Here is a 14471-nt window from a genome sequence, read left to right on the forward strand (position 1 = left end):
GGATTACCGGGGCGGCGCCGTCGTACGTTAGGCGTGCTGCGTATTTGCGAAAGTCCTACTTGCGCAGTTCGCCCACCACGTAGTCGATGCTGGCCAGCAGGGCGGAAACATCGGCAGGCTCGATGGCTACAAAGGTCGCGATGCGCAGCTGGTTGCGGCCCAGCTTGCGGTACGGCTCAGTGTCTACGACACCGTTGGCGCGCAGGACCTTCGCAACCGCGGACGCGTCCACGGACTCATCGAAGTCGATGGTGGCGATGACGTTCGAGCGTTCCTCGGGGTTTGTGACGTAGGGCGCGGCGAACCCGGAGGCCTCGGCCCAGCTGTAGATGCGCCCGGCGGAGTCAGCCGTGCGGGCGGACGCGAAGTCCAGGCCGCCGTTGGCATTCAGCCACTGCACCTGCGCATCCAAAGTGACCAGGGTGGTCAACGACGGCGTGTTGTAGGTCTGGTTCAGCCGCGAGTTGTCGATGGCCGTCTGCAGGTCCAGGAAGTCGGGAATCCAGCGGTCGCTGGCCTTGATCCGGGCTGCGCGTTCCAGGGCTGCGGGGGAAAAGAGTCCCAGCCACAGCCCGCCGTCGGAAGCAAAGTTCTTCTGCGGAGCAAAGTAGTAAACGTCGCTCTGTGCCACATCCACATCGAGGCCGCCGGCGGCAGAGGTGGCGTCCACCAGGACCAGCGCGCCCTCGTCCGCGCCGGCAACGCGCTGCACCGGGGCTGAAACGCCGGTGCTGGTCTCGTTCTGCGGCCAGGCGTACACGTCCACGCCCGCTTCCGCCCGGGGCGAGGGCCGGGTGCCTGGGTCGGATTTGATGATGGAGGATGCGTCAAGGAAGGGTGCCTTGTTGGTGGCCGCGGCAAACTTGGAGCCGAATTCGCCAAATGAAAGGTGCTGGGCCTTCCTGTCCACCAGGCCAAAGCTGGCAATATCCCAGAAGGCAGTGGAGCCGCCGACGCCAAGCACCACTTCATATCCTTCGGGTGCCCGGAAGAACTGGCTCAGCCCTTCACGGACGGAACCCACCAGGTTCTTGACCGGGGCCTGCCGGTGGGAGGTCCCGAGGATGTTCTTTGACGCGGCTGACAGCGCATCGATCTGTTCCTGACGGACCTTGGAGGGCCCGGCGCCGAACCGTCCGTCCTTGGGCAGGAGGTCGGCGGGAATAGTGATGCTGGTTTCGCTCACAGGTGCTCCAATTTCGGCATGGACGTAACGTTGGTCCGGACGGGTGTTGGCGGCCGGCAATCGGCAGTGACTGCAACCAGGGCCTTCCCCATTCTGCCTGAAGCGCTGTTTCGCCGGGAACCTGGGACGTCATAGTCCAGCCAATGAGACGCTGCGTAGCATAGCCCTGAACTATTCGGACAAAGTCAAAATAGGCTAAGCTTTTCCACGGACTACGTCGCGGTGACGGCGATACTGTGGGACAACGCAAGGTACTGCGCTCGAGGAGCTGAGCTGGATGACGGATCTGATCGACACTACGGAGATGTACCTTCGGACCATTCTGGAGCTCGAAGAAGAGAACATCGTTGCCCTTCGTGCGCGCATTGCAGAGCGGCTCCGCCACTCCGGGCCTACCGTCTCGCAGACCATTGGCAGGATGGAGCGGGACGGCCTGGTGATTGTCTCCGGAGACCGGCACCTCGAACTCACCGAAACGGGCCGGAAGCGGGCCACGGAAGTGATGCGCAAGCACCGCCTTGCCGAGCGCCTGCTCGCGGATGTGATTGGACTGGACTGGGCCTACGTCCATGACGAAGCCTGCCGCTGGGAGCATGTGATGAGCGAGCGGGTGGAGCGGCGCATCTACGAGATGCTCAACCACCCCACGGAGTCTCCTTACGGCAATCCGATCCCCGGCCTGGCGGCCCTGGGCGGGGGCCCCTCCCTGGGCTTTGCCGACGGCGCCATCAGCCTGCTGGAAGCGATGAAATCGTATGGTCCGGCGTCGGAAGTGACAGTGAGCAGGCTTGCGGAGCCAATCCAGGTGGAGCCGGAGCTCCTGTCCCAGCTGGATGAGGGCGGTATCCGCCCGGGCGCCTCCGTATCCCTGGAGCGCGTGGGGGACTACATTTCGGTCCGGGTCCCAGGCATTGAGGGAGCCCTCGAACTGCCCCCGGAAGTGGCCGCGCACGTCTTTGTTGCCATCCGCCAGCCTGCCGCGTGACCCGCTCGGTTACCCCGCGGTCGGGTGTTTAGCCAAAGATAACGGAATTGTTACTTAGGGGCTTAAGCCCCTATAGTTGAACCAAGCGTTGATATTAGAGCGTTACCTGATCTGGAGCCGAGCTCTGCCAGCGGATCAGGAGCACGAGTCGCAACTGGCAGAGGCGGGGGAACCACAAGCGGCAGCGGGGGACTGCCTTGGGGTGAAGTCCGTCAGCAGCAAGCCTCTTCCAGTGAAGGATCCTTACCGGGGTATCTCTGTGCCGAAGCTTGCTTACGGCGGACCGGGTCTTTGAACTCTCTGACCCGAATCCGACAGCTAACTTCGCAGGCTTTCCAGAGAGGAACCCTTCTTGACCATGCAGAATTCCAGGGGACGCCGCCGCGCGGCGGGCCCTGCTTCGACGCCGCGCGTTGTCGAAGTCATCACCTCGGAGCGCCCCCGCGATCCGCACCGTGATGCGCGCCGCCGTCGGGGTCCCCTCAGCCAGATCACGGAGTTCGCAGCGGCGAGCGGCATCGGCCAAAAGGCCGGCATTGCCCTTGCTGCCACCGGCCTGGTCCTCACCGTGACAGTGCCCGCCACAAGTCCCGTGATGGCCACAGACGCCTCCGGTGCCATTCCGGTCGCCGCTTCGGCTGTGACGCCGCAGCCGCAGGTTTCAGCGGAAGCCGGAGCCCAGATCGACTTCAGCCGGTCCGCCGTGGTCACCCAGGCTGACCCGGACGGCAAGCTGAAACAGCTGCTCAGCGCCCAATCGGCAGGCGCAATCAGCCGGGCCGCCTCCACGGGAAGCCTGGGCGCCCCGCTGGCCGTCATGACCACCGCATCGCCCTTCGGTTACCGGGTCAGCCCCATCACCGGCGGCACCGGCGACTTCCACCGCGGACAGGACTACGTGGCGCAGTGCGGAACCTCCGTCATGGCCGCCGCTACCGGAACCGTAACTTTCGTGGGCTGGCACCAGTACGGCGGCGGCAACCGTGTTGTGATCGACCATGGCAACGGCCTGGAAACCACGTACAACCACCTGTCCTCCTTCAGCGTGAAGGAAGGCCAGACGGTGTCCCGCGGCGAAGTCATCGCGCTCAGCGGCACCACGGGGGCCTCCACGGGCTGCCACCTCCACTTCGAGGTCCAGGTCAACGGCGAAGTGGTTGATCCCACTGGCTGGCTGTAGTCAACTGGCTGTGGACTATCAGATGATTTTGACTTCCCGTGACCTGAATGTGACATTCAGTCAAAACTGCTGTACCGTCTAACTCGCGTCAACTTTTCCGAAGTTGACGCTCTTGTGCGGATTGCCTAGCTCTGCCACCGCTCAAGGTCCGTTCGCATGACATCGTCTGGCAGGGGCGGGGGAACCAATTTTGGCCTTTCCATTGGGAAGGCCTTGGGGTTAAGTCGCAAAGCTTCCTTGGAAGCAGCGCGGCCGGGTGACTCCCATCCGAATCCGACAGCTCACCTCGCAGGCATTGGGAGAGGCTACCTTCGTGTCTTCACGCCATAATTCTGCGCGCCACCGTGCGCAAACGGTTCGTACCAACCCCTTGGACTCCGTGTCCAAGGCTGTTAGTGCCAATGCCGGGACAGTTGGTCGCCAGGCTGCCGTTATCGCAGCTGCCTCCGGCCTGATCCTGAGCATGGGCCTGCCGGCCACCGCCGCGGACACCACCGCTGGTGTGTCCGCCTCCACCGAGTCCGGGTCGGCGCAGGGCGCCCTCGCCGTGACTGCGGCACCCACGGCCACTGTTTCCTTCGAGCGTCCGGTGGTCAAGACCACCGCAGCTCCCAAGGTGCAGACCGTTCGCGCACAGTCCACCGGCGCCGGCAACGGAAACGCTGCCACGGCAACTGCTGCCTCCGCCACGGAAAAGCTGGCCGAAACCGTCTCCTCCGCGTCCACCTCAGGCATTGCTGCCATCGCATACACCGGCATCGGCCACTCGTATGTGTGGGGCGGCACCAGCCCCGTCACCGGCTGGGACTGCTCGGGCTTCACCCAGTGGGTCTACGCGCAGGCCGGCATCAGCATCCCCCGCACCAACGCGTGGACCGCCATGAAGCCGACTTCCACGCCGCAGCCCGGTGACCTCGTTATGCAGAACGGCGGCGCGCACGTTGGCATCTACGTCGGCAACGGCATGATGATCAGCGCCCTCAACCCCTCCCAGGGAACACTGCTCCACGCGGTCGCCGCTACCGGCTCCTCCGCGTTCTTCACAATGAACTAGTTCTTCGACCTCCGGGTCCAAGGGCTTTTTCTTTGCCCAAAACACTTTTCGCTAAATCACCACATCCCCGTTCGGGACGTGCCGGCGTACCCCCAAGATGCCGGCACGTCCACAGCCCCCTGTCTGCCTACAAGGCGGCGGGGGAAAACGAAAGAGAGAACTGATGACTACTCGTGCAACCGCACGGCATCGCGCCGAGGCCCCCAAAACCAATTCGCTCGCCATCATTGCCAAGACTGTTGGCGAGAACGCAGGCGGCGTCGGACGCCAGGCAGCAGTAATTGCCGCCGCTTCCGGCCTGGTCCTGACCAGCGGCCTGGCAGCCAACGCCGCCGACGCCAACGTCCAGCGGGACTCCGCGCCCGCGTCCAACCTCGAAGTTGAATCAACGGTTGAGGCGCCGATTTCGGCTGAGTCCACCATTGCCATTTCCTTCGAGAAACCGGCCGTGACCACCACTCCGGCTCCCGTTGTGGAAGCCCCCGAGCCCGAGGTTGAGGTCCAGGAAGCCGCCGCTCCCGCGGCTCCCGCAGCCAGGCCCGTCCTTGCCGCCAAGGTGACGGCCTCAGCTCCTGCCGCCCCCGCCGCTGCTCCCTCCGCAAGCGGCAAGGGTGCAGCCATCCTGTCCGCAGCCTACGCACAGCTCGGCGTCATGCAGGACTGCACCATGCTGGTCACCAACTCCCTGGCCGCCGTGGGCATCAACTTCCACGACTGGCCCGCCGGCTACCTCTCCCTGGGCCGCACCGTGAGTGCAGCTGAAGCCCAGCCGGGCGACCTGATCTACTACGCCGACGGTGGCGCCGGCATGGCCCACATCGCCGTCTACGCCGGAAACGGCCAGGCTGTGCACGGGGGCTACAACGGCAACCAGACCGTTGTTTTCAGCGCCAACGTGGGCTCCGGCCCGGTCTTCATCCGCGTCAACTGACACCCCCGGCCCGTTGATTCGGGCTCACCGGGATTGAACAGGACCCCTGCCCCCGCGGCTGGGGTCCTGTTTGTTAAGCGGGCCCACAGCTGCAGTCAGCTCGTGGCGGCGGCGGGTCCCGGCGCCGGAATTAGCTGATAGTGCACTTCTTTGTTTACTCTTGTGGTGTCGATCCATAGCCCGGACATGCCGAGGGCAGCCGGCCCTCGTGCCCCTGACGGGTGCGGCCGTGAAGAGGTACGTGCATGCGCACTCTCGTTCTGAATGCTGGATATGAACCGCTGGCGGTTATTTCTTTCCGCCGGGCGCTGGTGCTTGTGCTGACGAACAAGGCGAGCGTCGTGGCTGAAGGGGACGATCCCGTGGTGGGGCCACAGGAGATTCTGGGCCGCCCGTCCGTGATTCTCCTGAACCGCTACATCCGCCCCAGATACAACCAGTCGACGGCCGTCAGTAGACGCGGCGTCCTCAGGCGCGACGGGCATAAGTGCGCGTACTGCGGAAAAGCTGCGCATACCATCGACCACGTGCAGCCCAAGTCCCGTGGCGGAGCGGATTCCTGGGAGAACCTGGTGGCGGCCTGCCTCCGGTGCAACAACGCCAAGGGGGATCACACGCCGTCGGAAATGGGCTGGAAGCTGCGCTTCGCGCCGGAGCCTCCGCGGGGAACCATCTGGCAGATCAAGGAACTCGAGAAGCCTACCCCTGCCTGGGATCCCTTCCTGCTGCCCGAACGCGCTGCCTGAAAAGCATTCGGCGGACACAGCCCTCGCCAGGCCGGATTAGGCTTGGAGGGTGGAGCGCAACAGGTTGGTATTCGACGCCCTGATCCTGGCAGGCGGCCGTTCGTCACGCCTGGGCGGGGTGCCGAAGCAAGGGCTGGTTTTTGAAGGCCAGACGTTGCTCCAACGTGCACTTGCGGCTTGCTCCGCCGCGTCCCGGACAGCAGTAGTGGGTCCGGACCCCGGGCCGTTGCCCCCGAACGTGACAGCCTGCCGCGAACAGCCGGAGTTTGCCGGACCCGCTGCTGCGGTCGCCGCCGGGCTGGAAGCGCTGGGGCGGTCAGGCGCCGGCTGTGACTACACACTGGTGCTGGCCTGCGACATGCCCCGGGCTGCGGGGGCCGTGGAGGCATTGGCGGAGTCCCTTGCCTCACGCGGCTACACGGGTGACGGCGTGATGGCCCGTTCCGTGGACGGCAGTGCCCAGATGCTGGCGGGTTTTTACTGCACAAGTGCGTTAAAACAATCCGTCCAGGAGCTGTCCTCGAGCGGCCGCTTAATCAACGGCTCCATGCGGTCCCTGCTTGCTAGTCTTGACGTGCAGCTTGTCACCGTCCCGGCAGGTACCACAGCCGATGTGGATACCTGGGATGATGCCGCCGCACTAGGAGTTGACGCCGCGGCCGGCCGTGGGCCAGGACCGGCGCGGCAGCAGTTGAAACGGGAGGCAAACAGTGAAAAGCCAGGATGAAACGCTGGAGGAATGGTGCAGGTCCCTCCTCCAGGCCTATGAGCTTGAGGACGTCCAGGTGGACGTCAATGCCATCCTTGCCCTCGCCGGGGTGGCTGCGCACTCCGTCGTGCGCCCGGCAGCGCCCCTGACCACCTTCATTGCAGGCTATGCTGCCGGCCTTGCTTCCGGCTCCCGGCAAAGCACCGAGGCTGCGACCATGGAAGAGGCATTGGCCGTGGCACGTTCCCTGGCCGCCGACTACGATGCTGAAGCCGCCGGGGCTCCCGGCGAATGACTGAAGAACCCGCGGAAGAACCAAGCCCAGCAGACCCGCCGGACGCGAAACGGCACCTCGCCCACACGTGGGAGGAAGCCCGGCAGGCTGCCTTCGACGCGGCAACGCCCATTCCTGCCGCTCCCGTTCCACTGCACCTTGCCCTCGGCCGTGTCCTGGACCAGGACGTCGTGGCGCTGCAGGACATGCCGCACTACGCGTCCTCGGCGATGGACGGTTGGGCGGTCAACGGGACGGGGCCGTGGATCCTCGTGGAACCGGGGACCCGGCTGGCACCCCACCAGGCAAGTCCCATTGTGACCGGCGGGCTCATCCCTCCCGGCGGAAAAGCCGTCCTTCGCAGCGAGAGTGCCCTGCTGGGCAAGGACGAGGACGGACTGCCGGTCCTCATGACCGGTGGCGGCGCCAAACCGGGGGAGCCGCGCACGGGACAACACATCCGGAAAGCCGGGGAGGAAGCGTTGGCGGGGGACATCCTGGTGAAGGCGGGAGTGCAGCTCAACCCCGCACATCTGGCCCTGGCTGCCCTTGCGGGTCACGACGAATTGCCTGTCCAGGGTAAACCCCTGGTCCGGCTGCTGCTGACCGGCTCCGAAGTAATCAGCGAGGGTATGCCGCTTCCCGGCCAGGTGCGGGACACCTTCGGTCCGCAGTTGCCGGCAGTGGTGAATATGCTGGGGGGAATAGCGGGCGAACAGCAGCGGATCGGCGACTCTTACGCCGAGTGGCTTGCCGCCCTTGAAGACGTAGTTCCGGAGGTGCCCGGCGCACCGGACCTGCCGGCCGACGTCGTCATCACCACTGGCGGGACGGGACGGTCCGGGACTGACCACCTGCGCCAGGCGGTAGCTGAGCTGGGCGGGCGGCTGGTGATCGACGGAATAGCCATGCGGCCGGGGCATCCGGCCGTCCTTGCGGAGCTCCCGGACGGACGGTTCGTTCTTGGACTGCCGGGGAATCCGCTCGCCGCGATGATGGCATTGTGCACGGTGGGGGCACCGCTTCTGGCCGCGCTGGGCCACGGCAAACTGCCTGGCATCCAGGAGGTGCCGTGCGGAAGCATCATCGAACCCGATCCGGGGCGTACCCGCTTGATGCCGTTCCGCCTCCTGTACGGGATGGCTTCGGCGGCCCAGCACACCGGTCCCGGCATGATGCGGGGGCTGGCGTCGGCCGACGGCGTGATGGTGGTGCCGCCGCATGGCGTCCAGCTCGGCGAACTGGTCCAGGCCTTCGCGCTGCCTTGGGGGCCACCCATTCCCGCGCCTGCGGGCCCAGGCTCAAAAGCCAAGCCCCGGAACCCGGCCCGGGCGGCCGCCAAGCCTGCGCCCAGCGGCCCCGTGGACTGGAGCGCCCTCCTTGGCTGACCATCCTGCGCCGGCGCGTCTTTCCGCTGGTATCCGGTTCCGGCAGTTGTCATGATGGATCTATGAACAGGCAGGGATGGCCATGGGCCGCGTGACCCAGCGCCGCAAGGTGCATAAGTATGTCCTCGATGGCTCTCCGAAGGCGCTCGAATTTCCGGTGCGGCACCGCGAGGATGTGCTGGCCGTGGAGGAGCCGTTGGAGATCCGGCTGGGCCAGCTGTCCTTTTCGGTAACCATGCGGACCCCGGGCGATGACTTTGACCTGGTGGCCGGGTTCCTGGTGTCGGAGGGCATCATCTGGAGCGCCGAGCAGCTCGTCTCGCTGCGTTTCTGCGCCGGCGAGGACGAGAACGGCGTGCAGACCTTCAATGTGGTGGAAGTACAACTGAGGCCGGACGTCACCATTCCCTCCATCGGGCGGCACATCTACACATCCAGCTCCTGCGGAATTTGCGGCACAGATTCGGTGGAGTCCGTCCGGAAGTCATCGCGCTACAGCCTGGACGAGGATCCGCTGAGCATCGACGCCGGACTCCTGGCCTCCTTGCCTGCACTGCTGCGGAAATCCCAGCGCGTTTTCGAGGATACCGGGGGAGTGCACGCGGCCGGACTGTTCAAGATAGGGGACGACGGCGGCACGGAACTTTTGTGCCTCCGCGAGGATGTGGGTCGCCACAATGCTGTGGACAAGGTGGTCGGCTGGGCCCTCCGCGAAGGGCTGCTCCCGCTGCGCGGGACCGTCCTGCAGGTGTCCGGCAGGGCTTCCTTCGAATTGGTGCAGAAGGCCGCCCTGGCAGGGATTCCTGTGCTGGCCGCCGTCAGCGCCCCATCCAGCCTTGCCGTTGAACTGGCTGAAGCTAGCGGCCTGACATTGGCTGGATTCAGCCGGGGAACCAGCCTCAACATCTACACCGGGGACCGGCGCATCATCAGGCCGGCCGCGCACGTTCCTGCCCAGGCGCTTCCCTGATCATCGGGCCTTGCGTGTCTGTCCATAAACCGCTCCCAGGGTTGTTCCCCGCTCAGTAGTTGGCTAGTAAGCTACCAGTGAGTAGTTTTATCCACCGAATGGACACTTTTGGTCCACGTTTCCCAGCGCTGAAGAGGGCCACCATTGCATGACGACCGCCGGATCACGGAAGTCCGCCTCGAAAGGTTCGTCCGCGAACGCATCGCCCCTGCTGTCTACAGCCGGAGCCTGCCCCTTGCCCTGAGCAGCTGGGATGTCCCTGACGAGCCTGTCCCGGCGCTTGAAGCCATGCGGCAGAAATTCCAGCCGCAGGAACAAGGCGCCCCGTGGGGAAAGCCGTGGGGCACCAAGTGGCTCCGGCTCCAGGGCGAGGTGCCCGAATTCTGGGGTGCCGGGCCGGACACCACGGTGGAAGTGGTGGTGGACTTGGGCTTCACCATAGAGGTTCCGGGTTTCCAGTGCGAAGGCATCGCCTGGCGCGCCGACGGCACCATCATCAAAGCCGTTTCGCCCCGTAACCAGTACATTCCGCTGAAGCTGCTCGGCGGAGGCATGGCTGTGGACTTCTATGTGGAGGCCGCCGCCAACCCTGATGTTGCCCAGGGCTGGACTTTTGCCGCCACGCCCTATGGCGATAAGTCGACGGCGGGAACAGCCCCGCAGTACCGGCTGGGAACCATTGCCATCGCCGAGCTGAACCAGACAGTGTGGGAACTTCAGCAGGACATCTGGACGCTGTCCGGGCTGATGGCTGAGCTGCCGTGGGAGCAGCCGCGGCGGCATGAGATCCTCCGTGCCCTGGAACGCATGATGGACATAATGGACCCCGACGACGTTGCCGGCACGGCGGCGGCCGGGCGCGACGCCCTGGCCGAGGTCCTGGCTAGGCCCGCCTATGCGTCGGCGCACCAGCTGGTGGCTACCGGCCATGCCCACATCGACTCCGCCTGGCTGTGGCCGGTCCGGGAGACCATCCGCAAATGCGCCAGGACCTTCTCCAACGTGGTGGCGCTGATGGATGAATACCCCCACTTCGTCTTCTCCTGTTCCTCTGCCCAGCAGCTGGCCTGGATCAAGGAGTTCTACCCCGAACTTTTCGGCCGGATCCGGGAGAAAGTGCGTGCCGGCCAGTTCGTTCCCGTGGGCGGCATGTGGGTGGAATCCGATACCAACATGCCGGGCGGGGAGGCCATGGCCCGGCAGTTTATTGAGGGGAAGAGCTTCTTCCTCAGCGAATTCGGCGTGGACTGCCAGGAGGCCTGGCTGCCGGACTCCTTTGGCTACTCCGCCGCGCTTCCGCAGATCGTTAAGTCCGCCGGCAGCAGGTGGTTCCTCACCCAAAAGATCTCCTGGAACCAGACCAACAGGATGCCGCACCACACCTTCAACTGGGAGGGTATTGACGGCACCCGGCTCTTCACGCACTTCCCGCCGGTGGACACCTATAATTCCCAGCTCAGCGGACGCGAACTCGCACATGCCGAGCGCAACTACCGCGACCACGGACGCGGCACAGTGTCGCTGGTACCGTTCGGCTACGGCGACGGCGGCGGCGGGCCCACCAGGGAAATGCTTGCCGCTGCTGCCAGGACCGCGGACCTTGAAGGCTCTCCGAAAGTGCGGATCGGATCAGCGGCGAGCTTCTTCCGCCAGGCCGAGGCGGACTACCCGGCCCTGCCCGTCTGGGTGGGCGAGATGTACCTCGAACTGCACCGCGGCACGTATACCAGCCAGGCCCGGACGAAGAAGGGCAACCGACGCAGCGAGCACCTTTTGCGCGAGGCAGAACTGTGGTGTGCCACCGCCGCTGTCCGCACAGACTCGTTTGTCTATCCTGCGGCCGAGCTCAAGCGGCTGTGGCGGCTGGTGCTGCTGCAGCAGTTCCACGACATCCTGCCGGGCAGCTCCATCGCTTGGGTGCACCAGGACGCCGAACGCAACTACCAGGCCATAAGCGTTGCCCTCGAAGCACTTATCGCCGAGGCAGCCGCGGCCGTCCTTGGCAGCGGGGAACGGACGTTCCTGCTCAATGCCGCACCCCATTCCCGGGCGGGAGTACCGGCGCTCGCGGCGGGGGAACCGGTCGAGCCCGCGCTGCCCGTCCAGGCCGCCGGGCAGGACGGAGGCTACGTCCTGGACAACGGCATCATTCGGGCGGTGGTGGATGCGGACGGACTGATCAGCTCCCTGAAGGACTACGCCAGCGGCCGTGAAGCGATCGCGCCCGGGGAGCGGGGCAATCTCCTGGAGCTGCACCGGGACACGCCCAACGAATGGGATGCCTGGGATATCGACGAGTTCTACCGGCGCAATGTCACACGGCTGACCAGTGCCCGGTGCGTGCGGTTGGCGGAGGAAGAGGGTGAGGCTGTTGTTGTGGTGGAACGGCTGGCAGGATCTTCTGCCATTACCCAACGCATCAGCCTTGCCGCAGGAAGCCCATCCCTGTCCATCACCACATCCGCTGACTGGCAGGAGCGGGAAAAGCTGTTGAAGCTCGGCTTCGCCCTGGATGTGCGCGCGGACCGGTCGGCCGCTGAGACGCAGTTCGGGCACGTCTTCCGCGCCACGCACACCAACACCTCGTGGGAAGCGGCCAAGTTCGAAATCTGCGCGCACCGCTGGATCCACGTGGCGGAGCCTGGCTATGGGGTTGCCGTGTCCAACGCGTCCACCTATGGGCATGACGTCACGAGGAACACCAGGGAGGCCGACGGCGGCACCACCACCACGGTGCGCTTGTCGCTGCTGCGTGCCCCGAAGTTTCCGGACCCGGACGCGGACCGCGGACACCACGAACTGACAGTCACCATCCGGCCCGGTGCTGACATCGCCGACGCTGTCCAGGAGGGATACCGGACCAACCTTGCACCGCGGCTGGTCCATGGCGGCTCACCTGTACAACCCTTGTTTTCCGTGTCCAGCCCCGCCATCGTTATCGAGGCTGTGAAGCTGGCGGAGGACGGCTCCGGAGACGTCATCGTCCGCGTGTACGAGTCATTGGGCCAGCGTTCGGCTGGAAGGATCAGTGCCAACTTCCCGCTCCGGCGCGTCGGTGCAGTGGACCTGCTGGAGCGGCGCGTGGAGGTTCCTGGGCTGGAGTACGGGCCTGACGGCGCCGAACTGCTCCTGCGTCCATTCCAGCTGGTGACGTTGCGGTTTGAACGTCCGGCAACGGAGGGCTAGGCGGGAGAAGGCCACACCGTGTGAAAGATGCAACAGAAGCCTGGGCCGAAAGGGGCTTAAATGGCTGAGTGGGGGCGGTCCCCAACGGCCGCCACCACTCATCCCCCCAAAGCATGCAAAGGCCACTGGGAGCTGCCACGTCTAAGAAATTTTCCCCGTTCGTAAACGCCCGGCAAACCCCCGCCTTCACACATCCATGATTGTTCCACATTCTAATGATTTTGTGAAAGGCCGTGAGGTTACTTTTCGGTAGATGTCCTTCTCGCCGCGGCACGTCGTTTGTTCCGCACGCTGGCGGCCCAGATGAGTGCGAGGCCAACCATGAAGCAGAGCACGGCCGTGTAGTTGACGATGAACTTGCCTGCCGACCATCCCGGCGGCACCACAGGGAACAGCAGGGTGAGGGCAATCGCCACCCCGCCTGCTGCCAGGAGCCCGGCGGCGAGCCGCACCAGGGCCGGCAGCCTGCTGCCCGCGGCGCGCACCATGGCGGGCACCAGGACCAGGGAGACATAGGAGGGATAGGCCCGGCCAGCCGCGCCGTAGTACTCGACCAGGACCCGGTGGCGCTGATCCTTTTGTGTCATACCCTCCATCCCTGCCGAGGATCCTGCTGTATCCATCGAAAAGAACAGCACTGTCATCACGAGGGAAATCACCAGCAGGACGGTCATCCCGGTTCTGCCCGTAATGAGGCGATAGGCGTTGTCAGCGCCGAAACCCCGTGTCACCCGGATCCCCACAAAGTAGATGGCTGCGAAGATGATGAAGCGCAGGAGCAGGTTGGCGAGATTGACGCCGCCCAATGCCGCATCAACCGCAACATACGGCTCCTCGATGCTCAGGAGGATGGCTGCAGTCATGAGGGCGAAGATATAAAAGAGGGTCCTGTTCTCGCCGCGGACCGCACTGGGCACGCGGGCCGCCGCGATGAGCCCGCAAATGGCGAGTGTTGACCACTGAAGTATGTCGATCATCCCAGGTTCTCCCAGATCTTTTCTGTTTGCGCCTGGTCCTGCTCCTGGCGCCGCAACACTTTCCCCAAGGCCTGCAGCCGGTCACCGGTGAGCACCGCAAGGTCGCCGTCGGACAAGCTGTCCAACGCCGCCCGCCTTGCCCCGGGAGGCCAGCCGGCTTCCTCTTCGGTCAGGAGCCCAGTGGCCACCAGGCCGTCGGCAAGGCCAACGCCCGCCGCGTCGGCCGTCGCAACGGCCAGCGCGGCCGTTAACCGGTTGGCTGTCAGCTGGGCCGAATAATTCTGTGGCGCGATCCCGGTGGCGGCAGAAACGCGGTGCCGCAGCTCGCCGTCGTCAACTGCATCAACCCAGTTCTTGACAGAGGTCGCGTGCGGCGCCGGTGAAAGGGCGGGCGGTTCAGACCAGGCTTTCCCTTCGGACTCCATTGCGGGGCGTGCCAGCATCGCGTGCAGGAGGTCTGCGGTGGAGATCTGGCTGACCAGTTCGCCCGGCGTGGGCGGCGGCTGGGGATCCGCCAACCGCTGGTAGGCGTCGAAACTTGCCAGCGCGGCCACGGGGTTGATGCCGTAGGCGCGGCTGATGCTGACCACCGTGGAGACTGACACTTTTCCACGGACCAGCTGCTGAGCCAGGGTGGTCCGCTTGATCCCGGAGATCCTGCAGACGTCCGACGTGCTGGCCTCGGGCGCAACGCCGTGCAGCCAGCGCTGGAACGCCTTGGCGGGGAGGGTCATAAAGGGCTCTCTGCAGAACGGATATTGTGTTGATTTTACCTGCCGGTAACCGACGGGTTTTGTCCATGCTCCGGTTTCGACTATGCTTGATGGTCGAGCCCGTTGGTCCGTACACCCCCCAAGTCCGGACCAGCGGGTTCTTTTATGTCTG

Annotated in this window: 13 protein-coding genes and 2 riboswitches; of the genes, 10 read left to right on the top strand and 3 right to left on the bottom strand. The window is 65.1% G+C overall.

Going from position 1 to position 14471, the window contains the following annotated elements; all coding sequences use genetic code 11:
• Window positions 1–55: 55 nt before the first annotated feature.
• Window positions 56–1186, bottom strand: coding sequence for a phosphoserine transaminase (gene serC, locus AC5RVY_RS14465; protein WP_493955399.1), 1131 nt, complete (start codon window positions 1184–1186; stop codon window positions 56–58).
• Between the two features lie 277 nt (window positions 1187–1463).
• Here serC and AC5RVY_RS14470 point away from each other — a divergent pair, with 277 nt between their 5' ends.
• The 10 genes from AC5RVY_RS14470 (at window position 1464) to AC5RVY_RS14515 (ending at window position 12609) form a co-directional block, all read left to right on the top strand.
• A complete protein-coding gene (locus AC5RVY_RS14470; RefSeq protein ID WP_493955400.1) occupies window positions 1464–2171 on the top strand; it encodes an iron-dependent transcriptional repressor DtxR in 708 nt (235 codons plus the stop codon).
• Window positions 2172–2307: 136 nt separating this feature from the next.
• Window positions 2308–2519, top strand: a riboswitch (cyclic di-AMP (ydaO/yuaA leader).
• A 10-nt stretch (window positions 2520–2529) separates the two neighbouring features.
• Window positions 2530–3351 (top strand): M23 family metallopeptidase, encoded by an 822-nt coding sequence (locus AC5RVY_RS14475; RefSeq protein WP_493955634.1) that lies wholly within the window; start codon window positions 2530–2532, stop codon window positions 3349–3351.
• Window positions 3352–3498: 147 nt separating this feature from the next.
• Window positions 3499–3660, top strand: a riboswitch (cyclic di-AMP (ydaO/yuaA leader).
• A 70-nt stretch (window positions 3661–3730) separates the two neighbouring features.
• Entirely contained in the window at window positions 3731–4405 is a 675-nt protein-coding gene (locus tag AC5RVY_RS14480) for a C40 family peptidase (RefSeq protein ID WP_493955401.1), read from the top strand.
• A 163-nt stretch (window positions 4406–4568) separates the two neighbouring features.
• Window positions 4569–5336 carry an NlpC/P60 family protein gene (locus AC5RVY_RS14485; protein ID WP_493955402.1) on the top strand — a complete coding sequence of 256 codons (768 nt, stop codon included), beginning with the start codon at window positions 4569–4571 and terminating at the stop codon, window positions 5334–5336.
• A 245-nt stretch (window positions 5337–5581) separates the two neighbouring features.
• On the top strand, window positions 5582–6082 hold the full coding sequence (locus tag AC5RVY_RS14490) for an HNH endonuclease (RefSeq protein ID WP_493955403.1): 501 nt from the start codon (window positions 5582–5584) through the stop codon (window positions 6080–6082).
• A 49-nt stretch (window positions 6083–6131) separates the two neighbouring features.
• Entirely contained in the window at window positions 6132–6809 is a 678-nt protein-coding gene (mobA, locus tag AC5RVY_RS14495) for a molybdenum cofactor guanylyltransferase (protein WP_493955404.1), read from the top strand.
• Window positions 6793–7086 (top strand): DUF6457 domain-containing protein, encoded by a 294-nt coding sequence (locus tag AC5RVY_RS14500; RefSeq protein ID WP_493955405.1) that lies wholly within the window; start codon window positions 6793–6795, stop codon window positions 7084–7086. Before mobA ends, AC5RVY_RS14500 begins: the two co-directional genes overlap by 17 nt.
• A complete protein-coding gene (locus tag AC5RVY_RS14505; protein WP_493955406.1) occupies window positions 7083–8453 on the top strand; it encodes a molybdopterin molybdotransferase MoeA in 1371 nt (456 codons plus the stop codon). The genes AC5RVY_RS14500 and AC5RVY_RS14505 overlap by 4 nt, the downstream gene beginning before the upstream one ends.
• A gap of 82 nt (window positions 8454–8535) precedes the next feature.
• A complete protein-coding gene (fdhD, locus tag AC5RVY_RS14510) occupies window positions 8536–9423 on the top strand; it encodes a formate dehydrogenase accessory sulfurtransferase FdhD (RefSeq protein WP_493955407.1) in 888 nt (295 codons plus the stop codon).
• Between the two features lie 144 nt (window positions 9424–9567).
• Window positions 9568–12609 carry an alpha-mannosidase gene (locus AC5RVY_RS14515; RefSeq protein ID WP_493955408.1) on the top strand — a complete coding sequence of 1014 codons (3042 nt, stop codon included), beginning with the start codon at window positions 9568–9570 and terminating at the stop codon, window positions 12607–12609.
• Between the two features lie 239 nt (window positions 12610–12848).
• Here AC5RVY_RS14515 and AC5RVY_RS14520 read toward each other — a convergent pair whose 3' ends face one another.
• Together AC5RVY_RS14520 and AC5RVY_RS14525 are read right to left on the bottom strand one after the other, a co-directional pair.
• The gene (locus AC5RVY_RS14520; protein ID WP_493955409.1) at window positions 12849–13586 is read right to left on the bottom strand and encodes a hypothetical protein; all 738 of its coding nucleotides are present in this window, start codon (window positions 13584–13586) and stop codon (window positions 12849–12851) included.
• Window positions 13583–14320: a hypothetical protein gene (locus tag AC5RVY_RS14525; protein ID WP_493955410.1), complete on the bottom strand. Its 738-nt coding sequence runs from the start codon at window positions 14318–14320 to the stop codon at window positions 13583–13585. The genes AC5RVY_RS14520 and AC5RVY_RS14525 overlap by 4 nt, the downstream gene beginning before the upstream one ends.
• Between the last annotated feature and the right edge of the window lie 151 nt (window positions 14321–14471).

This window comes from Arthrobacter sp. Ha26, from assembly GCF_059091705.1.

Coding starts and splice junctions, on each gene's coding strand:
- AC5RVY_RS14470 (WP_493955400.1), top strand. CDS start 1,464: ATGACGGATCTGATCGACACTACGGAGATGTACCTTCGGACCATTCTG.
- AC5RVY_RS14475 (WP_493955634.1), top strand. CDS start 2,530: ATGCAGAATTCCAGGGGACGCCGCCGCGCGGCGGGCCCTGCTTCGACG.
- AC5RVY_RS14485 (WP_493955402.1), top strand. CDS start 4,569: ATGACTACTCGTGCAACCGCACGGCATCGCGCCGAGGCCCCCAAAACC.
- AC5RVY_RS14490 (WP_493955403.1), top strand. CDS start 5,582: ATGCGCACTCTCGTTCTGAATGCTGGATATGAACCGCTGGCGGTTATT.
- AC5RVY_RS14505 (WP_493955406.1), top strand. CDS start 7,083: ATGACTGAAGAACCCGCGGAAGAACCAAGCCCAGCAGACCCGCCGGAC.
- fdhD (WP_493955407.1), top strand. CDS start 8,536: ATGGGCCGCGTGACCCAGCGCCGCAAGGTGCATAAGTATGTCCTCGAT.
- AC5RVY_RS14520 (WP_493955409.1), bottom strand. CDS start 13,586: ATGATCGACATACTTCAGTGGTCAACACTCGCCATTTGCGGGCTCATC.
- AC5RVY_RS14525 (WP_493955410.1), bottom strand. CDS start 14,320: ATGACCCTCCCCGCCAAGGCGTTCCAGCGCTGGCTGCACGGCGTTGCG.